Genomic DNA, 20,270 nt, shown 5'->3' on the forward strand with positions numbered 1-20,270 from the left:
GCTTTACCAAAATGGATGCCAACGCCGATCTGGCCAAACTTGCGCTGGACTATCACGCGTATCCCACTCCCGGGAAAATCTCGGTGGTCCCTACCAAGACCCTAGCCAATCAAGATGACCTCTCGCTAGCCTACTCCCCCGGCGTCGCATCTGCTTGCATGGCCATCCACGCCGAAGGCGAAGAAGCCGCCGCCAAGTACACCTCGCGCGCCAACCTGGTTGCCGTGGTCACCAACGGTACCGCCGTGCTGGGTCTGGGCAATATCGGCCCGCTGGCCGCCAAGCCCGTCATGGAAGGCAAAGGCTGCCTGTTCAAGAAATTCGCCGGCATCGATGTGTTCGATATCGAGTTGAACGAAACCGATCCGGACAAGCTGGTCGACATCATTGCTGCACTGGAACCCACCCTGGGTGGTGTGAACCTGGAAGACATCAAGGCCCCCGAGTGCTTCTACATCGAGAAGAAGCTGCGCGAGCGCATGAGCATTCCCGTGTTCCACGATGACCAGCACGGTACCGCCATCATCTCGTCCTCGGCGGTTCTGAACGGCCTGAAAGTCGTCAACAAGAACATCGCCGACATCAAGCTGGTTTGCTCGGGCGCTGGCGCTGCTGCCATTGCCTGCCTGGACTTGCTGGTGGCCCTGGGCGTGAAGCTGAGCAACATTTTTGTAGCCGACTCGCGCGGCATCATCTGGAAAGGTCGCGACGAGAACATGGAGCCCAACAAGGCTCGCTACGCTCAGGAAACCGACGCCCGTACACTGGCTGATGCCATGGTCGGCGCTGACGTGTTCCTGGGTTGCTCGGCTCCTGGCGTGCTGTCTGCCGACATGGTCAAGACCATGGCCGACAAGCCTCTGATTCTGGCCCTGGCCAACCCCGAGCCTGAAATCCGCCCTGAAGTGGCCAAGGCTGCCCGCCCCGACTGCATCATCGCCACTGGCCGTTCGGACTACCCGAACCAGGTCAACAACGTGCTGTGCTTCCCCTTCATTTTCCGTGGCGCCCTGGACGTTGGTGCCAGCGTGATCAACGAAGACATGAAGCTGGCTTGCGTGAAAGCCATTGCCGAGCTGGCCCAGGTCGAGCAAAGCGACGATATGGCCACCGCTTACGGCGGCGAAGACCTGCGTTTTGGTCCTGAGTACATCATCCCCAAACCGTTTGATTCCCGTCTGATTGTTCAGATTGCCCCTGCCGTGGCCCAGGCTGCGATGGACTCCGGCGTTGCCGCCCGTCCCATCGAAGACATGGACGCCTACCGTCAGAAACTGATCGCCATGACCTACCACACCGGCCCGCTGATGCGTCCGTTGTACATGCAGGCCAAGGCTGCGCCCAAGCGCATCATTTACGCTGACGGCGAAGACGAGCGTGTATTGCGTGCCGTGCAAACCGTGGTGGACGAAAAGCTGGCCCAACCTATTCTGGTGGGTCGCCCCAGCGTGATCGACATGCGCGTCAAGAAAGCGGGCCTGCGTCTGGAAGCCGGCAAGAACGTGCAAATCGTTGATCCTGAAGACGATGACCGCTTCACCGAAACCTGGACCGCCTACTACAAGCTCAAGGCACGTGAAGGCGTCACTCCAGACATCGCCAAAGCCATGATACGCAAGCACAACTCGCTGATTGGCGTGATGCTGCTGCAACGCGGTGATGCAGATGGCATGATCTGCGGTGTCGCCAGCAACTACGACAGCCAGCTGAACTACGTTGAGCAAGTCATTGGTCTGAAAAAGGAAGCTCAAACCTTCGCCGCCATGAACGTGCTGATGCTGCCTACACAAACTCTGTTTGTGTGCGATACCCACGTGAACGAGAACCCCACAGCCGAACAGATCGCCGACATGACGATCCAGGCCGCCGAGGAAGTCCGCCGTTTTGGCGTGGTGCCTCGCGTTGCTCTCTTGTCGCACTCGAACTTTGGCAGCCGCCAGACCGAGTCCTCGCGCAAGATGGCCAAGGCTCGTCAGATCCTGGCAGAACGCGCTCCCGACCTGGAAGTGGACGGCGAAATGCACGCTGACTCCGCCCTGTCCGAGAAGATCCGCCTGAAAGCCTTCCCCGACAGCACGCTGCGCGGTTCGGCCAATCTGCTGATCACTCCAAACCTGGACGCCGGCAACATCACGTACAACATGCTGAAGATGACAGGCAGCAACGGTGTGGCCATGGGCCCCATCCTGCTGGGTGCGGCTCGCCCCATCCACATCCTGACCACCAGCGCCACTGTGCGTCGCATCATCAACATGACAGCCCTGGCTGTTGTGGATGCTCAGCAAGAGGCTCAGCAAAACAGCTAATCCTGTTTAGCTGAATAAAAACCGGATGCAGCGTAAAAGCGGCATCCGGTTTTTTTTATCCCTGATCCAGATTCAGTTCTGTACGACAAGGGCTCCCATCAAGCCATCGCCGGAGCCATTGGGCGGCCCCGAGACAGACTCAAGCCACCGATTGCGACCACCAGGAAGATTGCCGCTGCCAGCCACCACCCTACTGCACCCGTAATCAAGGCCTGCCCGATCAAGCCAGCCTGTATCACGTAATAAACCATGGGAATCAAGGTCTTGCGCACAATCTCCCCTTCCCGTCCCAACATGCCTACCACGGCACCTGCAGCAACCACATTATGCACGCAGATCATGTTGCCAGCTGCCCCACCGACGGCCTGCAGAGCCACCACAATGGCGGACTGATCCACACTCAAACCAATTTGCTGAGCAGTCGAGAATTGGAAGTACGAGAACATCATGTTGCTGACCGTGTTGGAGCCAGCGATAAAGGCCCCCAGGCTGCCTACCCAGGGTGAAATGGTCGGCCACGCCTGTCCAGCTGCAGCAGCCGCGCCTTGAGCCAGAACCAAAGGCATGCTGGCTATTGAGCCATCTGCGGCGGCCGAGTTGATGAACACCTGCACCATAGGCACAGCCAGCAACAAGGCAGGAGCAGCACTGCCCATGGTGCTCAGCGACTGCTTGACCCCTTGCATGTACTGCTGGCCATTCATGCGGAAGATGGCGATACATGCCAGGGATACCAGAATCAGGATAGCGCCCGGTGAAAACAACAGCTGCGCCGAGGTGGAAATACCGGTACCAAACAAGGCTTCAACCTTGATCGTGGCAGAGGGACCTGTCAACCAGGCTTTCACGGCGGGAACAGTACGGGTCAAGATCAGCAGCAGCACAACGAGCACGTAGGGCGAAAAGGCTCGCAATACGGAAAAGCTCTGCTTGGTTTCCACATTGTCCATGGCAACTGTACCCAGCCACTGAGAAGGCCACTGACTGCGATCAGGGAAGTCAAAGGTCTTGGAGGGCGCAAACCAGCCTTTGCGTGCCGCCGTCACCACAATCACCAGGCCCACCATTGCGCCCACCATGGATGGAAACTCCGGCCCTAAGACCACCGCGATCAAGTAATAAGGAACGGTGAAAGCCAGACCCGCAAACAGGGCAAACTTCCAGGCGCCCAAACCCTCCACGAAGGATCGGCGCTCGCCAAAAAAGCGCGTCAGCAAGCCACACAGCAGCAAAGGAATCACAAAGCCCGTCAAGGCATGAATCAAGGCTACGTTTTCGACAATCTGCTGCAAATACTCCAGAGGCTGCATAGGAGCGATAGTCGCCGCGACATCGGCCTTGTTATCGACGCCCGAGCGCACACCGACCAGCATGGGGGTACCGACAGCACCAAACGAAACCGGGGTGGACTGGATAACCAGTACCGACATCACGGCCGCCATTGCCGGAAAACCCAATGCCAGCAACAAAGGCGCACCGACCGCAGACGGTGTACCAAAACCCGATGAGCCCTCGATCAGTGAGCCGAACAGCCAGGCCACAATAATGACCTGTATGCGACGATCAGGGGACACATCCATAAAGCCCTGGCGAATGGCTGCCAGCGCGCCGCCCACCTTGAGCGTGTTCAACAGCAGTACGGCCCCAAAGACAATGAACAGCAAGGTCAGGGCAGTCACCACCCCGTTGACCGTCGCTGCGGCAATAACCTCGGCCTGACTGCCCCACACGAACAAAGCCAGCAAGGCTGTCACAATATAGGCTGCGCCCATGGACAGCTTTGCCGAACGCCCCAGCACAACCATCAACAAAAACACAACCAACAATGGCGCCAGGGCCATCAAGGTGTATAAAAGACTCATCTCCAGATCTCCTTCGTGTCGGTAGCACGTTTTATGGAAAGAGGAGCTGCCAGCCCAGAGCTCAAAACCGTGGTGCCGGTCTCGATTTCGAGCAGCCCTCCCCCTCTTGTTCTAGCTTGGAGAATGATAGAGGTATTACCACTTTTTAATTACCGGCATAAACCCTGATCTTTTTAATCATTTTCACCCCTATACTCACACTAAAAACACAAATTGGTCTTACCACTTCAAACCGATTCATGACTACGAACCCTAAAACGCGTCTCTCCGACCAGATCACTGAAAAAATTATCCAGCTCATCCAGGAAGAGAAACTGCAACCTGGTGACCGGATCCCCTCCGAGCGTCAATTAGCCGAGCAACTGGAAGTGTCACGCGTACCGATACGGGAAGCGCTGCGTACGCTAAGTTCACAGGGAGTGTTATTTACCCGCCAAGGCGGCGGCACTTTCGTGCAGAAAAGCGACCTGATCAACTGGCCTGCCCAGGCCATCGCCCCTTTGGAGCAGCTCCTGAGCCAGGACCCCTTGTATCGCTACGATGTGCTGGAGGCGCGGCGGGCGCTGGAGGCCAGTACGGTATGGCACGCCGCGATACGAGCCACGGAGGCGGACAAAAAAAGAATCAGGCAATGCTTTGACATCATGGTTGAACATCAAAAGAATCAGGATGCCGAACTATCGGCCCGCGCTGATGCTCAATTTCACCTGGCCATTGCCCAGGCATCCCACAACGTGGTGCTTTTGCAAATCATGAATGGCTTGTTCCAACTGGTGTTCTCCACCGTCAAGGAAAACCGCCGTGCCATGTTTGAGTTCGACAATGCGCGCGAGGTAGAGGTCCTGACCCAGCAGCACGAAGCCGTGATGAACGCCATTTTGGAAGGCAATGCCGACCTGGCCCGTGAGCAGATCAACAAGCATCTGGATCATGTACAGGCTAAAGTCCGCCAGTCCGAAGAAAACAATGCGCGCGAGCAGCGGCTCTCCCGTTTCAACCACCAGCTTCTGCAACCCTGAACCCCGCCAGTGCCGGATGCGTTTCGTCACGATCGCGTGGCGCAATAAGCAAAACAGCAGGCGAAAAAAAAGTGCACCACAAATTGGTGCACTTGCGTAAAACCAGGGGCTCAGTCAGCGCAGAGGCTAATGACACCTGGCTTGATCCAGGTCTCTGAGCCCACAGTGATTAACGCTGATCAGGTACGTCGCGCTGAGTTGGGCCCACGTACAACTGACGTGGACGGCCGATCTTGTAATCTGGATCGGACAACATTTCGTTCCACTGAGCAATCCAGCCCACGGTACGAGCCAGGGCGAAGATAGCGGTGAACAAGGAGGTTGGGATACCAATAGCGCGCTGAACGATACCCGAGTAGAAGTCTACGTTGGGGTACAGCTTGCGTTCGACGAAGTATGGATCTTCCAGAGCAATGCGCTCCAGTTCCATGGCCAGCTTGAACAGAGGATCGTTCTCCAGGCCCAGGGCTTCCAGAACTTCCTTGCAAGTCTCTTGCATCAGCTTGGCGCGTGGGTCGTAGTTCTTGTAGACACGGTGACCAAAGCCCATCAGGCGCACGCCCGAGTTCTTGTCCTTGACCTTCTCCATGAACTCGCCAACCTTGTCGATGCCGCCGTTGGCTTGCAACTCTTCGAGCATGTTCAGGCACGCTTCGTTTGCACCACCGTGGGCAGGACCCCACAAGCAAGCAACACCCGCAGCAATAGCAGCGAAAGGATTGGTGCCGGACGAACCGCACAGACGCACGGTGGAAGTCGAGGCGTTTTGTTCGTGATCTGCATGCAGGATGAAGATACGGTCCAGAGCGCGCTCAACCACTTCGTTGACCTTGTAGTCTTCGCAAGGGGTAGCGAACATCATGCGCAAGAAGTTGCCGGTGTAGGACAAATCATTCTTGGGATAGATGAAGGGCTGTCCCAAAGAATACTTGTACGCCATCGCAACCAGAGTAGGCAGCTTGGCGATCAAGCGGATAGCCGACACATGACGGTGATGAGGATTCGTGATGTCCGTGGAATCATGGTAGAACGCCGACAGGGCACCGACCAGGCCAGTCAGTATTGCCATGGGGTGAGCGTCCGGACGGAAGCCGCGCAGGAAGTGCTGCATCTGCTCCTGAACCATGGTGTGGTTCGTGACCAGGGAATCAAATTCCTGCTTCTGATCTGCGTTGGGCAACTCGCCGTTCAGGATCAGGTAGCACACATCCATGAAATCGCACTTTTGTGCCAACTGGTCGATCGGGTAACCACGGTACATCAACTGGCCCTTGTCGCCGTCAATGTAGGTGATACCGGATTCGCAAGCCGCCGTTGCCATAAAGCCTGGATCATAGGTAAACATACCTGTCTGACCGTAGAGCTTACGGATATCGATCACGTCCGGACCTACGGTGCCCTTGTGTACAGGGAACTCAACCGAAGGGCTACCGTCGGAGAAGGATAGCGTGGCTTTTTTATCTGACAATTCCATCACTTTTTTCCTCAATGGTTATAGCTTTCGCATAATGTCTACTAGTCGCTGAATGTCCGGTGTGGCGTACTGCCCTTCTGGCTCGGAGCGAGCCAGAAGGACATCCAGCAAAACTGTATCGTCCATTTCGAACAAGCGGGTCAGGGCCGAGACGTCCTGATCAGTCAGCTCGTTTTCGTATTGATCCAGAAAACGGGTGATCATCAAGTCGTTTTCAAGCAAGCCCCGGCGCGCACGCCAGCGCAGGCGCGCACGCTCCAATTCCGTCAATGTTCTCATCGGTACATACCCACCTTTTTAGATACTGCGACGCACCAGCATTTCTTTGATCTTGCCGATGGCATGCGACGGGTTCAGTCCTTTTGGACAGACGTCCGTGCAATTCATGATCGTGTGGCAGCGGAACAAGCGGTATGGATCTTCCAGATTGTCCAGACGCTCGCCCGTTGCTTCGTCACGCGAGTCGGCAATGAAACGATAGGCTTGCAACAAACCAGCAGGACCGACGAACTTGTCGGGGTTCCACCAGAACGATGGGCAAGAGGTCGAGCAGCAGGCGCACAGAATGCACTCGTACAGACCATCGAGCTCCTCACGGGCTTCAGGCGTTTGCAAACGCTCTTTCTCTGGAGGAGGAGCATCGTTGATCAGGAACGGCTTGACCGAATGGTACTGATCGAAGAAGTGGGTCATGTCCACGATCAGGTCACGGATAACCGGCAGACCTGGCAGTGGGCGCAGAACCACAGGCTCTTTCAAGTCGCGCATGTTGGTGGTGCAGGCCAGCCCGTTCTTGCCATTGATGTTCATGGCATCGGAACCGCACACACCTTCACGGCAGGAGCGACGCAGCGCCAGGCTGTCGTCCATGTCATTTTTAATGCGCAGGATCGCATCGAGCAGCATCTTGTCGGTAGGTTCCAACTCGACTTCGATCTTTTGCATGTAGGGACGCTCGTCCTTGTCAGGATCGTAGCGGTAGATTTCAAATTTGACCTTACGTTTTTGACTCATGTCTGTATCCTGCTTAGAAAGTCCGGGCCTTGGGCGGAATCGTTTCGGCTGTCAGAGGCTTCATCTGGACAGGCTTGTACTCCAGACGGCTGCCTTCCGAGAACCACAAGGTGTGACGCAGCCAGTTTTCGTCGTCACGTTCTGGGTGGTCGTTCAGGGCATGAGCACCGCGACTTTCAGTACGATTGGCGGCCGACTTCGTGGTGGCGCGAGCCACTTCGATCATGTTGGCCACTTCCAGAGCTTCAATACGGGCGGTATTGAACACTTTGGACTTGTCTTTGAAGTAAATGTCCTTGACTTCGGGAACCAGGGATTCGATCTGGTCGACACCCTTGTGCAGCAGATCCAGGGTACGGAACACACCGCAGTGAGCCTGCATGGCCACACGAATCTTGTTGCCCACGTCCTGTGCCTTTTCGCCCGATGTGCGGGATTCCAGACGGTTGACGCGGTCCAGCGAGTACTCGATGGAGGACTCGTTGATTTCCTGGTGAGAGTGCGTTTTCTCGGGGTGCGAATCCACAATGTGGTTGCCTGCAGCGCGACCGAACACGATCAGGTCCAGCAGGGAGTTCGTACCCAGACGGTTGGCACCGTGCACAGAGGTAGCGGCACATTCACCGATGGCGTACAGACCGTTGACGATCTTGTTCTCGCCCGTTGGCGTTTGGGTCACAACCTGACCGTAGTAGTTCGTGGGGATACCGCCCATCTGGTAGTGGATGGTTGGAACCACAGGGATTGGGTCTTTGATCGGGTCCACGTTACCGAACTTGATCGCGATTTCGCGAATCGAGGGCAGACGTTTCTTGATGACGTCAGCGCCCAGGTGATCCAGTTTCAGAACCACGTAGCTGCCATCGCCACAACCGCGTCCTTCCTTGATTTCCTGGTCCATGGAACGGGACACGAAGTCACGTGGGGCCAAGTCTTTCAGGGTGGGAGCGTAACGCTCCATGAAGCGCTCGCCGTCTTTATTGAGCAAGATACCGCCTTCACCGCGCACGCCTTCGGTAATCAGCACGCCAGCACCGGCAACGCCAGTGGGGTGGAATTGCCAGAATTCCATGTCTTGCAAAGGCAGACCGGCACGCGCAGCCATACCCAGGCCGTCACCGGTGTTGATGAAGGCGTTGGTGGAAGCAGCCCAGATACGGCCAGCACCACCGGTAGCCAGCACCACGCGCTTGCCTTCCAGAACGTAGATTTCGCCGGTTTCCATTTCCAGAGCGGTTACGCCCAGAACGTCGCCAGCTTCGTTACGCAGCAGATCCAGAGCCATCCATTCCACGAAGAACTGGGTACGGGCAGCTACGTTACGCTGGTACAGGGTGTGCAGCATGGCGTGACCAGTACGGTCAGCAGCAGCACAGGCACGTTGAACAGGTTTTTCACCGAAGTTGGCGGTGTGACCACCAAATGGACGCTGGTAAATCGTGCCGTCCTGGTTACGGTCAAACGGCATACCGAAGTGCTCAAGCTCGTACACAGCGTGTGGAGCTTCACGGCACATGAATTCGATGGCGTCCTGGTCGCCCAGCCAGTCCGAACCTTTAACGGTGTCGTACATGTGCCAGTACCAGTGATCCTCGCTCATGTTGCCCAGGGAGGCACTGACGCCACCTTGAGCCGCCACAGTGTGGGAGCGGGTTGGGAACACCTTGCTGAGCACGGCAACGGACAAGCCGGCCTGAGCCAATTGCAGGGAACAACGCATACCGGCGCCACCGGCACCGACCACCACTACGTCAAACTGACGGCGGGGCAAAGATTTTGTGATGGAAGCCACGGTTTAGAGACTCCAGATAATTTTTGCAAAAAAGACGACACTGGCGACCAGCCACAGCAAGGTCAACACTTGCAGGAACAAGCGCAGACCAGCGGGCTTGACGTAGTCCATCCAGATGTCACGCACACCAATCCAGGCGTGCCAGGACAAAGACAGGAAGAACAAGGTTGCCAGCAACTGACCCAAAGGCAGGGAGCCGACCGTGAACGAGAACAGGCCGCGCCAGGTCTCGAAATTCAGTTCACTGCTAAACAGGATGCCGCCGATGATGACCAAGGTGTAGATGGCCATGATGACTGCGGTGACACGCTGTGCCAGAAAGTCCAAGGTACCGTAGTGGGCACCCACTACCAGGCGGTTTGCGCCAATGCGCTCACGATTTGCCATTACCACACCCCAAACAGTTTCAAACCAAACACAACGGTCAGCGCCAGGCTGACCCCGAACACCATACCGGCCGACTTCTTGGCGGACTCTTTGTCGTTACCCAGGTGCAGGTCCAGTGCCAGATAGCGGATACCGGCACAGAAGTGGTGCAGGTAGCCCCAGATCAGGACCAGAAGGATCAGCTTACAGACAGGGTTGTCGACGTAGCTGCGCAAGGTCTCGAAGGACTCTGGAGAGCTGACGCTCAAAGAGAACAGTGGCAATAGAACGAGCGGCAGGCAAAGAAACAGCAATGCACCACTGACACGATGCAAAATCGACGATTTTGCAGCCAGGGGCAAGCGGTAGCTCAATATCTGCGGCACGCTGATATTGCGATACTGCGGACGCTGCTTGGGTGCGGTATCAGACATGATGGCCTCGAAGTAGATAAAAAAAAGTCATAAAATTTTTAACCTTGGTATTTTCACCTATTTGACACTACGGTGCAGTATCAAATACCGTATGCCGCCGCACTAGCTGAGCGTGTTTCGGTAATGGAAGCGCTCAGTCAGGTACAAGCCCCGGCGCAACTCCATCGGTCGGTCACCATAGGTATAGGACACGCGTTCCACGTGCAGGAGCGGCGAACCAGCTTCCACCTGCAAGACCGAGGCGGCCTCGTCAGTGGCGCTGACAGCACCGATCTTTTCATCGGCGCGCACCATGCTCACGCCAAACTTGCTCTCGAACCAGGCGTACATCGGGCCCTTGTTTTGCTCGACGGCTTCCAGGGTCAGACCCTTGAAGACGGAGCCGGGCAACCAGATATCGTCATAAATGGTCGGGACCTGATCAAAAGACAGAACCCGGCGCAGATTCACCACCATGTCGGAAGTGCGCAAGTCCAGCAGTACGGCAACATCCGTTGGCGCTTTCATGCGGCGCACATCCAGGATACGGCTTTGGGAAGCAACGGGCTTGCCATCGTCCGGGGCCAGGCGCAAAAAACGAAAGCGCACACGAGCCTCGTGATGGGTGGCCACAAAGGTGCCTTTGCCCTGGCGACGAATCAGGAGGTTGTCGGCGGCCAGCTCATCAATGGCTTTGCGCACCGTGCCCTGGCTGACCTGAAAACGGGCGGCCAGTTCCAGTTCACTGGGGATGGCCTCGCCAGGTTTCCACTCGCCACGATCCAGCCCCTGCAGCAACAAAGCCTTGATCTGTTGATACAGAGGGCTATAGGCCGCGCTAGGAGCGGATTTTTCGATTTCCTGGGTGCGTAGCGGCGGCACGTTATCAGACATGGGGCTCATAAAAAATGCGCGATCTATACAGCCTGCGGCGCGCATTTGTTCATAAAATAGACAGTGCACTAATTTTCGCATGACCGGCCCCGAATGTCTAACGCTCTTATGTCTTATATAAGATATAAGACGTTTGACGGCGCTATCGTTTTGGTCTAGTCTGCGCAGTGAAAAAAGAGGCTTTTCCTCTTGCGAAAAACCGTTTTCCACGCCAGCCGCCCGGTCTGCAAAAGATTTAAACTGTGTTTTTCGTCACCGTCTTCAAACCCAAAAACGGAGTCTTACTCTCATGTCCAAACCCGCAATGCGCGTCGCCGTTACCGGCGCTGCTGGCCAGATTGGCTACGCCCTGCTGTTTCGCATCGCTTCTGGCGAAATGCTGGGCAAAGACCAGCCTGTAATCCTGCAGTTGCTGGAACTCGCCGACGAGAAAGCCCAAAAGGCCCTGAAAGGCGTCATGATGGAACTGGACGACTGCGCCTTCCCGCTGCTGCAAGGCATGTCCGCCCACAGCGACCCTGAAACCGCATTCAAGGATGTTGATATCGCCCTGCTGGTCGGTGCCCGTCCTCGCGGCCCAGGCATGGAACGTAAAGATCTGCTGGCCTTCAACGCCCAGATCTTCACTGCACAAGGCCGTGCCCTGAACAAAGTGGCCAGCCGTGACGTGAAAGTGCTGGTGGTCGGCAACCCTGCCAACACCAACGCCTACATTGCCATGAAGTCCGCTCCTGATCTGCCAGCAAAGAACTTCACCGCCATGCTGCGTCTGGACCACAACCGCGCCCTGTCGCAGTTGGCCACCAAGTCCGGCAAGGCTGTTGCTGACATCGAGAACCTGATTGTTTGGGGCAACCACTCGCCCACCATGTACCCTGACACCCGCTTCGCTACCGTGAACGGCGAGAAGATCGACGCGATCATCAACGATCAGGCCTGGAACCGCGAAACCTTCATCCCCACCGTGGGCAAACGTGGCGCCGCCATCATCGAAGCCCGTGGCCTGTCCTCGGCAGCTTCGGCTGCCAACGCGGCCATCGACCACGTGCGTGACTGGGTCCTGGGTTCCAATGGCAAATGGGTCACCATGGGTGTTCCTTCGGACGGCTCCTACGGCATTCCTGAAGGCATCATCTACGGCGTGCCTGTGACCACCGAAAACGGTGAGTACAAGCGTGTTGAAGGCCTGGAAATCGACGCCTTCTCGCGTGAGCGCATGGACCACACCCTGAACGAGCTGCTGGAAGAGCGCGACGGTGTGAAGGACCTGCTGGGCTAATTAAGCCGCCAGTGTCTGCAATCCCCGCCTGATCGGCGGGGATTTTTTTTGCCTGGTGCCTACCGCCTGATGGGTGAGACCTGACGTTTGATCTCTAACGTCTGCTGCTCAATGCTTAATGCGTGTTGCTGAATGCTGGAACTCAACACGTAAAACCAGGATCTTGCTATTAACATCACGGCAGTACTGAGCACTCACTTGCGTTCTACAAGCTCTGCACAATACTAGCGTGAACTGCCCCCATCGCCTTGACCTTGCTGCAAAGGCGGCACATACACCACCATACGCAAATGCCGACTCTCATCAATGATGAGCGAGGTCTGCTCAAACTCGCGCAACTCTCCATCTACAAGCAATGTGCGTAGCGCACCGCAAGGCGGATGTACATCATGTTGCTCCCACCACAGTTTGAACTCCGGTGATACGCGTTTGAGCTCATTGGCCAGTTCATGAATGTCCGTACCGTCTGTGGCCCGAGCAAAGTCGCGACGAAAACTGGACAACATCTCCAGCGCCTGCGATTCCCAGGGCACGAAGCGTGTGTGCAAAGCGGGATTCGTAAACATCTGCCATAGAAGATTGCGCTGCCCCTCGGGATACACCCCCAAGTCCAGCAAATCATCCGCCAAGGCATTAAAGCCCAGAACATCCCAACGTAAATTCAAGACAAAAGCCGGATGAGGCAAGTCGTGCATCAAGCGTCGCACCAACGGCGGCAAGACGCACCAGGTAATTCCTGGCTCGGCAGGCAGGCGCTCATGCGCCAGCAAAAACAAGTGCCTACGTTCGGCCGCATCCAGTTTCAGAACCCGCGCCAAATTGTCCAGAAAACTGGCCGACACCCCAATATCACGCCCTTGCTCCAACCAGGTGTACCAGGTCAGCCCCACTCCTGCCAAAGCGGCCACTTCCTCACGGCGCAGCCCCGGCGTACGACGACGCCCACCACTGGGCAAACCCACCTCCTCCGGCAAGAGGCGTTCACGGCATGCACGCAAGAAGGCTGCCAGATCCGGTCGCGTTCGTTCCAGCGTTCTCATGATTCAAGACCCCATTGCTTTAAGTAATAGCATAAACAGTTAAATTGTAATTGCTTAAAAAGAGTTCAAGAATACACGGGTTTCTACCTCAAACAAGCATCATGAACTCCAAGCCGCATTCCCCAAACACTCACGCAGCCTCCACAAACACCCCGCCCTGGCTGGGCCTGTCCGTGCTACTTCTGGCGGGTTTCGTCACCATTTTTGACCTGTTCGTCGTCAATGTCGCTATTCCCAATATTCAGAGCCAACTTGGCGCCAGCTTTAGTCAGATCGGCTTTATCGTGGCGGGCTACGAACTGGCTTTTGGCGTACTGCTGATTACAGGAGGACGGCTGGGCGATTTATTTGGCCGACGCAAGCTCTTTATCATCGGCATGGCAGGCTTTACGCTCGCCTCTGCCCTATGCGGTCTGGCGCCCAATGCTTTTTTTCTGATTATTGCCAGGGTATTGCAGGGCCTGGCTGCCGCCCTGCTCTTCCCCCAGGTCTATGCCTCCATTCGGGTGAACTTTGACGGCGATAACAGCCGTCGCGCCTTCGGCCTGCTGGGCATGACGCTAGGGCTGGCCGCTATTGCCGGACAGGTCCTGGGAGGCTGGCTGATTCACGCCGATCTGTTTGACCTGGGCTGGCGCAACATCTTTCTGATTAATATCCCGATTGGTCTACTGGCGATTGCGGCAGCGCGCTACATCCCTGAAACCCGAGGCCCTCAAAACCAGGGACTGGACGGCACAGGCGTCATTCTGATCAGTCTGAGCCTCAGCCTGTTACTGATCCCTATCATCCAAAGCTCGGAGCATGGCTGGCCCCTTGCCAGCCTGACGAGTCTGGCCGCCTCTCTTGTCTTGCTGTTTGTTTTTTATCGGCACCAGCAAAGACGGCGACGCATCGGATATTTGCCCTTGGTCGATATGCAACTGCTGGCGCAACCCCGCTTTGCTCTGGGCGCCCTGCTGGTCTTGCTGGTGTACTCCACCGCCAGCTCTTTCTTTCTCTGTTTTGCCCTGTTGCTGCAAAGCGGCTTTGGCTTAAGTCCTTTCCACGCAGGTAGTATTTTTGCCCCCGCCAGCGTGGGGTTTATTGCCGCCTCTCTCTACGCGCCACGTCTTGTCACCCGCTACGGCACCCAGGCTATTACAACGGGAGCAATAGGCTACGCCCTCTCCTTTGCCTGGCTAATCGGCCAAGTGGCTTGGGCAGGCCCACAACTGGAGCCCGCCCACCTGATTCCTGCCTTGATTTTCCTGGGGGCCAGCCAAGGCCTGATCATGACGCCCTTACTGAATCTGATACTAGGCTTTATCGACGAGACTCAAGCTGGCATGGCCTCGGGTGTGATCTCCAGCATTCAGCAAATTGGTGCCGCTCTCGGGGTTGCCGTGGTCGGCTTCCTGTTTAATGCCGGACGAAACGCAGGCAGCGCCGCCCTGAGCCAGGCTGAGCACTATGTTTCTGCCTTTGGCATGGGGCTGACGTACAACCTGGTGGCCTCCTTGCTGGTCAGCCTGCTTTTGATAGCGTTAAGCAGAATCAGTCGGCACTAAAACCAGCCTTGAAGGAAACGGCGACGTATGGGCTTTGCTTGAGCCCCAAGGAGTATTGACGAGCCCATCAACCTTTACGCAACTTCCGCCACAACGTACTGCGGCTGATCCCCAGTTGCTGGGCTGCAAGAGCACGGTTACCGCCACACTCTTCCAGCACCTTGGCCAGATGCTCCTGCTCGCTGCGCTCTTGCTGATCACGCAGCGCAGGCATAGCGGGCTCTGCCACCACTGCCCGCAGCTCCGGCGCAATATCTTCCAGTACCACAGCCTGATCGCCTTGCACTGTGCCCAGGACCATCAAGCGTTCGATCAGGTTTTCCAACTCACGGATATTGCCGGGCCAGGTGTAGTGACGGCCCAGTTCCAGCAGCTCGGTCAGCCAATCCGGGTTGAGCGTTACAGCCCCACCCAGACGTTGAGCCACTTTTGCCAGGAGATGCTCCACCAGTTCTGGCAAATCCTGTGTGCGCAAACGCAAAGGCGGCAAGCGCAGCACCAGAATATTCAGGCGATAAAACAGGTCCTGACGGAACACACCTTCTTTAACCTGCGCGGCCAGATCGCGGTGAGTGGCCGCAATCACGCGCACATCGACTGGCGTTGGCTCAATCGCCCCGATACGCAGGACTTCTTTTTCTTGCAGCACCCGTAGCAAACGGGTTTGCAGTGGCAAGGGCATTTCCCCGATCTCGTCCAGAAACAAGGTGCCGGTGTGAGCCGCTTCCACCAGCCCTACTTTGCCGCCCCGGCTGGAGCCTGTGAAGGCGCCTTCCACATAACCGAACAGTTCGCTTTCCAACAGGCTGTCAGGGAAAGCCGCGCAGTTCACGGCCACAAAGGGTTGCGCGCGTCTGGCGCTGGCGCTGTGAATGCCTTGGGCCAGCAACTCCTTACCCGTACCGCTTTCACCAATGATCAAGGTCGTCGCTGTGCTTTGCGCACAAGCCTGAGCCTGAGCACGCAGCTTGCGCATGGGCGAGCTCTGTCCCACCAGATCAGACAGCTCGTACCGGGCATGACGCGATACCGCTTGCTGACTGCGGGAACGCAAGCTGCGGTCCAGTCGTTGAATCGCGGCCGGGTCCTGGCAGAGCAACACCGCCCCGCTCAAGCGCCCCTGCTCCAGAATCGGCATGCGGGTGACAATCGCGGTACGGCCACCCACTTGTTGCACCGTATCCAACTGCACGTCCAGACTGCGCAGCGTGCCGGCCAGATCCAGCTCGGGATACAAGGAACCCAAGCGACGGCCAATCATGGCTTGGGCCGGTTGGCCCAACCAGGCTTCCATCGCCGGGTTCACGGTTTCAATGCGTTCGTCCCTGTCCACTGACACCACACCGTCACGCAACTGCGCCAGAATCGTATTCAAGCGATCCCGACGGGCTGCTTCGGCGCGAGCAACACGGGCCAGTTCGATAGCCGATTCCAGGGCCTGTCGCACTGCCCCTTGTGAATACAGCAGCACGCCTTCCATCTGGTTCTCGCGCGCCAAGTCCACCACCAGACCGGGTGCCAGCACCCACTCCACGCCCAGCTCTTTCAAATCCTGAACACAGCTACGTGCATCAGCCTCGCTGCGATAGCTGCGTAGCTCCACAGGCAGATCAAAGCGCTGCACAAACTCCATCAGTTCCAGCGGCATTTCGCCGTAAGTCACCACGGCCTTACGCTCGGCCTGTGCCGAGGCCAGACTGCCCATAATGTCAAAGCCACCGGGATGTACCAGTACCACCGGCAGGTCCAGATGTTCGCGCAAATAACTGCCGTTGGAACCGGCAGACACCAGCACGTCAATTTCACCTGTTTGTCGCAACACCTGCACGGCTTCTACGGCCTCGCCATAGGCTTTGTCCACGATCAGTATTTCGGCCTGGGCGCGGAACTGCGGCACCAGTTCTTCCAGAAGAGAACGCAGTCCATGCAGTCCGAAAGCCACCAGACGCAGACGGGCAGGAGGGGAAGAAGGATAAGGCATACGGTTTCACCCAGGCATCACCAATGCGACACCGTTTCAAATTACGTTTCAATATTGAAACACAAAACAGGAAAAGGCAGTATTCACAGCAAGGAGTGACGACGGCAAACCACGGGAGAAATCCCCTTACTGGCTGGCTTCAGGCGTTTCATCCTCTCCATACCTGAACTTGGCACAGCATTTGCTTTAGTAGAACCAACCCATCGCAGCATCACGCTGACGACATTTTTTATTTTGTGATCTGGAGCCCCAAATGAGCCAAAACCAACTGACATCGGCAGGCGCCCGTTTCCGCCAGGCCCTGCGTGAAGAACAGCCTTTGCAAATCATCGGCGCCATCAACGCCAACCACGCTTTGCTGGCCCAACGCGCCGGCTACCGCGCCATTTACTTGTCGGGTGGCGGTGTCGCGGCTGGCTCTCTGGGCTTGCCTGATCTGGGCATCAATACGCTGGACGACGTGCTGACTGACATTCGCCGCATCACCGATGTGTGCGACCTGCCTTTGATGGTGGACATTGATACCGGCTTTGGTGCCTCGGCCTTCAATATCGCCCGCACCATCAAAAGCCTGATCAAGTTCGGCGCCGCCGCTTGCCACATTGAAGACCAGGTGGGTGCCAAGCGTTGCGGCCACCGCCCCGGTAAAGAAATCGTCAGCACTGGCGAAATGGCCGACCGCGTGAAAGCGGCTGTCGACGCGCGTACCGACCCGGAATTCTTCATCATGGCTCGTACGGATGCAATTGCAGTTGAAGGCGTGGACGCCGCTCTGGAACGTGCCCAGGCTTGCGTGGAAGCGGGTGCAGACGGCATTTTTGCTGAAGCTTGCTACGACCTGGACACCTACCGTCGCTTTACCGAAACCCTGAATGTGCCTGTACTGGCCAACATTACCGAGTTCGGTCAGACCCCGCTGTTCACCGTGGAAGAACTGGCGTCGGCCAATGTGGCCATGGTGCTCTACCCCCTGTCCGCCTTCCGCGCCATGAACAAGGCCGCCGAAACTGTCTACCAGGCGATCCGTCGTGACGGACATCAAAAAAACGTCATCGATTTGATGCAGACTCGTGAAGAACTGTACGATCGTATCGGCTACCATGCTTACGAGCAAAGCCTCGACAAGCTGTTCCAGAAAAACAAGAAGTCCTGAGCCACCACAGGCTCCCGCCCGGCCCGTTGACAGGGCCGTCGCGCGGGTAAAACCCCATTCAGCAGCCAGCCTCGTGCTGGCTGCCCAGCAACCAGGAGACCTTTATGAGCAGTACTGAGAACACCCCTAGCACTGGCTTCAAGCCCAAGAAATCTGTTGCCCTGTCTGGCGTTGTTGCAGGCAATACCGCCTTGTGCACGGTCGGTCGCAGTGGTAATGATCTGCACTACCGCGGCTACGATATCTTGGACCTGGCCCAGGCTTGCGAATTTGAAGAAGTGGCTCATTTGCTGATTCACGGCAAATTGCCCAACCGCGACGAACTGCGCGCGTACAAGCAAAAGCTCAAGCGTCTGCGCGGCCTGCCTCTGGCCCTGCAAACCGCGCTGGAAACCCTGCCTGCCCACAGCCACCCCATGGACGTGATGCGCACTGCCGTGTCGGTTCTGGGCTGCGTGCTGCCCGAAAAAGACGACCACAACCTGCCCGACGCACGCGATATCGCCGACCGTCTGATGGCTTGCCTGGGTTCGGCCCTGCTGTACTGGTACCACTACAGCCACAACGGCGAAATGATTGATGTGCAGACTGACGATGACAGCATCGGCGCGCATTTCCTGCACTTGCTGCATGGCGAGAAGCCATCGGCCGAGTGGGAAAAAGCCATGCACGTGTCGCTGAACCTGTACGCCGAGCACGAGTTCAACGCCTCCACCTTCACCAGCCGCGTTATCGCCGGTACGGGTTCGGACTTCTACTCCGCCATTGCCGGCGCTATCGGCGCCCTGCGCGGTCCCAAGCACGGCGGTGCCAACGAAGTGGCTTTTGAAATCCAGAAGCGCTACGAGAACCCCGACCAGGCTGAAGAAGACATTCGCAAGCGCGTGGAAAACAAGGAAGTCATTATTGGCTTCGGTCACCCCGTCTACACCATCTCCGACCCACGCAACGAAGTGATCAAATCGGTGGCCAAGGAACTGGCCGAGGCCGATGGCAACACCCGCATGTTCGACATTGCCGAGCGTTTGGAAAGCGTGATGTGGGAAGTGAAAAAAATGTTCCCCAACCTGGACTGGTTCTCGGCCGTGTCCTACCACACCATGGGCGTCCCTACCGCCATGTTCACGCCTTTGTTCGTGATCGCGCGTACGGCTGGCTGGGCGGCTCACGTCATTGAGCAGCGCGTGGACAACAAGATTATTCGTCCTACCGCCAACTACATTGGCCCTGAAAACCAGAGCTTTGTGCCTCTGGATCAGCGCCCATAAGTCACAGATCCTGGGCTATTATTTGCCTGTGATCTAACCCACACGGCCCCGCTGCATTGCGCACGCGGGGCCGTCTTGCTGGTGACTTCCATGCTCTCTGAATTTGTACGCTACGCCCTGCCGCTGGCCGGCACCCTGATGATTGCCTGTGCCCTGACCAGTCTGGTCTCCGGCGCTTATTTACTGCTTTTCAATCTGCGCCGCAGCAACCAGGTGTTGCGTCACCCTTATCTGGATCAGTACCCCTGGGAAAAACTCAGTTTTTCGCTGAAGGCAGGCGTACTGCTGGATTATTTTTTACGTCTGAATTTCCCCAAACGCCAAAGCTCGCTGTTTGGCAATGCCAATCGTCTGCTCAAGCACGTACAGCCCGACGACGTTCCCATGGGCGTCAAATGGCCCCTGATGGGACTGTGGGGCGGCTGCTTTCTGGGCATGATCAGCATGCTGGCTGTTTGGATTCTGATCGCTCTGCACTCCAACCCCACTTGAAGGAGCCTGCCATGACTACCGAGATCCACCACGACCCGCAAGCACGTCTGTTTTACTGCGACGTTGAAAACCTGCGCAGTGTTATCGAATACGAACTGGACGATGCTGTCATGAGCATCACCCACACCCGCGTGCCGCCCCAGCTGGAAGGCCGCGGCATTGCGGGGCAACTGACCCGCTTCGCATTGGAAACGGCAAAAAACCAACAGTGGAAAGTACGCCCTGTTTGCAGCTATGCCGTGGTCTATTTCCGCCGTCACCCTGAATACGCCGATTTGCTGGCCTGAGCCAAACGACATTCAGCTTCTCGTAAGTCTTATATAAGATATAAGACCATTGCTTCGCTGCGCGCTTCAAATTACAATTG

Annotated in this window: 18 protein-coding genes; 8 read left to right on the forward strand and 10 right to left on the reverse strand. The window is 56.9% G+C overall.

The features are described from left to right. Window positions 1–11 precede the first annotated feature (11 nt). Entirely contained in the window at window positions 12–2,306 is a 2,295-nt protein-coding gene (locus Q9R35_RS13610) for an NADP-dependent malic enzyme (RefSeq protein ID WP_199265525.1), read from the forward strand. A 98-nt stretch (window positions 2,307–2,404) separates the two neighbouring features. On the opposite strand, the gene Q9R35_RS13615 is transcribed toward Q9R35_RS13610, so the two are convergent. Further along, window positions 2,405–4,168 carry an L-lactate permease gene (locus Q9R35_RS13615; protein WP_311219990.1) on the reverse strand — a complete coding sequence of 588 codons (1,764 nt, stop codon included), beginning with the start codon at window positions 4,166–4,168 and terminating at the stop codon, window positions 2,405–2,407. A 239-nt stretch (window positions 4,169–4,407) separates the two neighbouring features. Here Q9R35_RS13615 and lldR point away from each other — a divergent pair, with 239 nt between their 5' ends. After that, complete coding sequence (lldR, locus tag Q9R35_RS13620) at window positions 4,408–5,187, forward strand: transcriptional regulator LldR (protein WP_045931083.1); 780 nt, start codon at window positions 4,408–4,410, stop codon at window positions 5,185–5,187. Between the two features lie 169 nt (window positions 5,188–5,356). Here lldR and gltA read toward each other — a convergent pair whose 3' ends face one another. The 7 genes from gltA to Q9R35_RS13655 all read right to left on the reverse strand — a co-directional run bounded on the left by gltA (window position 5,357) and on the right by Q9R35_RS13655 (window position 11,140). Beyond that, a complete protein-coding gene (gene gltA / locus Q9R35_RS13625) occupies window positions 5,357–6,661 on the reverse strand; it encodes a citrate synthase (protein ID WP_042484147.1) in 1,305 nt (434 codons plus the stop codon). An 18-nt stretch (window positions 6,662–6,679) separates the two neighbouring features. After that, entirely contained in the window at window positions 6,680–6,940 is a 261-nt protein-coding gene (locus Q9R35_RS13630) for a succinate dehydrogenase assembly factor 2 (protein WP_003802528.1), read from the reverse strand. 18 nt (window positions 6,941–6,958) lie between these two features. Continuing rightward, window positions 6,959–7,675 carry a succinate dehydrogenase iron-sulfur subunit gene (locus tag Q9R35_RS13635; protein WP_003802530.1) on the reverse strand — a complete coding sequence of 239 codons (717 nt, stop codon included), beginning with the start codon at window positions 7,673–7,675 and terminating at the stop codon, window positions 6,959–6,961. 13 nt (window positions 7,676–7,688) lie between these two features. Then, window positions 7,689–9,467, reverse strand: coding sequence for a succinate dehydrogenase flavoprotein subunit (sdhA, locus tag Q9R35_RS13640; protein WP_042484142.1), 1,779 nt, complete (start codon window positions 9,465–9,467; stop codon window positions 7,689–7,691). Window positions 9,468–9,470: 3 nt separating this feature from the next. Next, window positions 9,471–9,854: a succinate dehydrogenase, hydrophobic membrane anchor protein gene (gene sdhD, locus Q9R35_RS13645; RefSeq protein WP_003802535.1), complete on the reverse strand. Its 384-nt coding sequence runs from the start codon at window positions 9,852–9,854 to the stop codon at window positions 9,471–9,473. Then, window positions 9,854–10,267, reverse strand: a complete 414-nt coding sequence (gene sdhC, locus Q9R35_RS13650; RefSeq protein ID WP_009457694.1) for a succinate dehydrogenase, cytochrome b556 subunit — start codon at window positions 10,265–10,267, stop codon at window positions 9,854–9,856. Before sdhC ends, sdhD begins: the two co-directional genes overlap by 1 nt. Window positions 10,268–10,369: 102 nt before the next feature. After that, complete coding sequence (locus Q9R35_RS13655) at window positions 10,370–11,140, reverse strand: GntR family transcriptional regulator (RefSeq protein WP_042484137.1); 771 nt, start codon at window positions 11,138–11,140, stop codon at window positions 10,370–10,372. Window positions 11,141–11,429: 289 nt separating this feature from the next. Here Q9R35_RS13655 and Q9R35_RS13660 point away from each other — a divergent pair, with 289 nt between their 5' ends. After that, window positions 11,430–12,419: a malate dehydrogenase gene (locus tag Q9R35_RS13660; protein WP_042484133.1), complete on the forward strand. Its 990-nt coding sequence runs from the start codon at window positions 11,430–11,432 to the stop codon at window positions 12,417–12,419. A 224-nt stretch (window positions 12,420–12,643) separates the two neighbouring features. On the opposite strand, the gene Q9R35_RS13665 is transcribed toward Q9R35_RS13660, so the two are convergent. Beyond that, window positions 12,644–13,459 carry a helix-turn-helix transcriptional regulator gene (locus tag Q9R35_RS13665; RefSeq protein WP_311219991.1) on the reverse strand — a complete coding sequence of 272 codons (816 nt, stop codon included), beginning with the start codon at window positions 13,457–13,459 and terminating at the stop codon, window positions 12,644–12,646. Between the two features lie 101 nt (window positions 13,460–13,560). Here Q9R35_RS13665 and Q9R35_RS13670 point away from each other — a divergent pair, with 101 nt between their 5' ends. Next, a complete protein-coding gene (locus Q9R35_RS13670) occupies window positions 13,561–15,009 on the forward strand; it encodes an MFS transporter (protein ID WP_311219992.1) in 1,449 nt (482 codons plus the stop codon). 67 nt (window positions 15,010–15,076) lie between these two features. Here the strand turns inward: Q9R35_RS13670 and prpR are convergent, their stop codons facing one another. Beyond that, on the reverse strand, window positions 15,077–16,990 hold the full coding sequence (prpR, locus tag Q9R35_RS13675) for a propionate catabolism operon regulatory protein PrpR (RefSeq protein ID WP_109088700.1): 1,914 nt from the start codon (window positions 16,988–16,990) through the stop codon (window positions 15,077–15,079). 253 nt (window positions 16,991–17,243) lie between these two features. On the opposite strand from prpR, the gene prpB reads away from it, so the two are divergent. The 4 genes from prpB (at window position 17,244) to Q9R35_RS13695 (ending at window position 20,190) form a co-directional block, all read left to right on the forward strand. Beyond that, complete coding sequence (gene prpB, locus Q9R35_RS13680) at window positions 17,244–18,143, forward strand: methylisocitrate lyase (RefSeq protein ID WP_026484284.1); 900 nt, start codon at window positions 17,244–17,246, stop codon at window positions 18,141–18,143. 104 nt (window positions 18,144–18,247) lie between these two features. Next, window positions 18,248–19,411 (forward strand): 2-methylcitrate synthase, encoded by a 1,164-nt coding sequence (gene prpC / locus Q9R35_RS13685; protein WP_042484119.1) that lies wholly within the window; start codon window positions 18,248–18,250, stop codon window positions 19,409–19,411. 90 nt (window positions 19,412–19,501) lie between these two features. Further along, window positions 19,502–19,903, forward strand: coding sequence for a hypothetical protein (locus Q9R35_RS13690; protein ID WP_042484115.1), 402 nt, complete (start codon window positions 19,502–19,504; stop codon window positions 19,901–19,903). Between the two features lie 11 nt (window positions 19,904–19,914). Next, a complete protein-coding gene (locus Q9R35_RS13695; protein WP_042484112.1) occupies window positions 19,915–20,190 on the forward strand; it encodes a GNAT family N-acetyltransferase in 276 nt (91 codons plus the stop codon). The last annotated feature ends 80 nt before the right edge of the window (window positions 20,191–20,270 follow it).

The sequence above is a fragment of the Alcaligenes sp. AB3 genome, from assembly GCF_031844565.1.
GTDB classification, from domain to species: Bacteria; Pseudomonadota; Gammaproteobacteria; order Burkholderiales; family Burkholderiaceae_B; genus Alcaligenes; species Alcaligenes faecalis.

Excerpts from the sequence above, each read along its gene's own strand:
- Q9R35_RS13610 (WP_199265525.1), top strand. The coding sequence starts at position 12 with ATGGATGCCAACGCCGATCTGGCCAAACTTGCGCTGGACTATCACGCG.
- Q9R35_RS13615 (WP_311219990.1), bottom strand. The coding sequence starts at position 4,168 with ATGAGTCTTTTATACACCTTGATGGCCCTGGCGCCATTGTTGGTTGTG.
- lldR (WP_045931083.1), top strand. The coding sequence starts at position 4,408 with ATGACTACGAACCCTAAAACGCGTCTCTCCGACCAGATCACTGAAAAA.
- gltA (WP_042484147.1), bottom strand. The coding sequence starts at position 6,661 with ATGGAATTGTCAGATAAAAAAGCCACGCTATCCTTCTCCGACGGTAGC.
- Q9R35_RS13630 (WP_003802528.1), bottom strand. The coding sequence starts at position 6,940 with ATGAGAACATTGACGGAATTGGAGCGTGCGCGCCTGCGCTGGCGTGCG.
- Q9R35_RS13635 (WP_003802530.1), bottom strand. The coding sequence starts at position 7,675 with ATGAGTCAAAAACGTAAGGTCAAATTTGAAATCTACCGCTACGATCCT.
- sdhD (WP_003802535.1), bottom strand. The coding sequence starts at position 9,854 with ATGGCAAATCGTGAGCGCATTGGCGCAAACCGCCTGGTAGTGGGTGCC.
- sdhC (WP_009457694.1), bottom strand. The coding sequence starts at position 10,267 with ATGTCTGATACCGCACCCAAGCAGCGTCCGCAGTATCGCAATATCAGC.
- Q9R35_RS13655 (WP_042484137.1), bottom strand. The coding sequence starts at position 11,140 with ATGTCTGATAACGTGCCGCCGCTACGCACCCAGGAAATCGAAAAATCC.
- Q9R35_RS13660 (WP_042484133.1), top strand. The coding sequence starts at position 11,430 with ATGTCCAAACCCGCAATGCGCGTCGCCGTTACCGGCGCTGCTGGCCAG.
- Q9R35_RS13665 (WP_311219991.1), bottom strand. The coding sequence starts at position 13,459 with ATGAGAACGCTGGAACGAACGCGACCGGATCTGGCAGCCTTCTTGCGT.
- Q9R35_RS13670 (WP_311219992.1), top strand. The coding sequence starts at position 13,561 with ATGAACTCCAAGCCGCATTCCCCAAACACTCACGCAGCCTCCACAAAC.
- prpR (WP_109088700.1), bottom strand. The coding sequence starts at position 16,990 with ATGCCTTATCCTTCTTCCCCTCCTGCCCGTCTGCGTCTGGTGGCTTTC.
- prpB (WP_026484284.1), top strand. The coding sequence starts at position 17,244 with ATGAGCCAAAACCAACTGACATCGGCAGGCGCCCGTTTCCGCCAGGCC.
- prpC (WP_042484119.1), top strand. The coding sequence starts at position 18,248 with ATGAGCAGTACTGAGAACACCCCTAGCACTGGCTTCAAGCCCAAGAAA.
- Q9R35_RS13690 (WP_042484115.1), top strand. The coding sequence starts at position 19,502 with ATGCTCTCTGAATTTGTACGCTACGCCCTGCCGCTGGCCGGCACCCTG.
- Q9R35_RS13695 (WP_042484112.1), top strand. The coding sequence starts at position 19,915 with ATGACTACCGAGATCCACCACGACCCGCAAGCACGTCTGTTTTACTGC.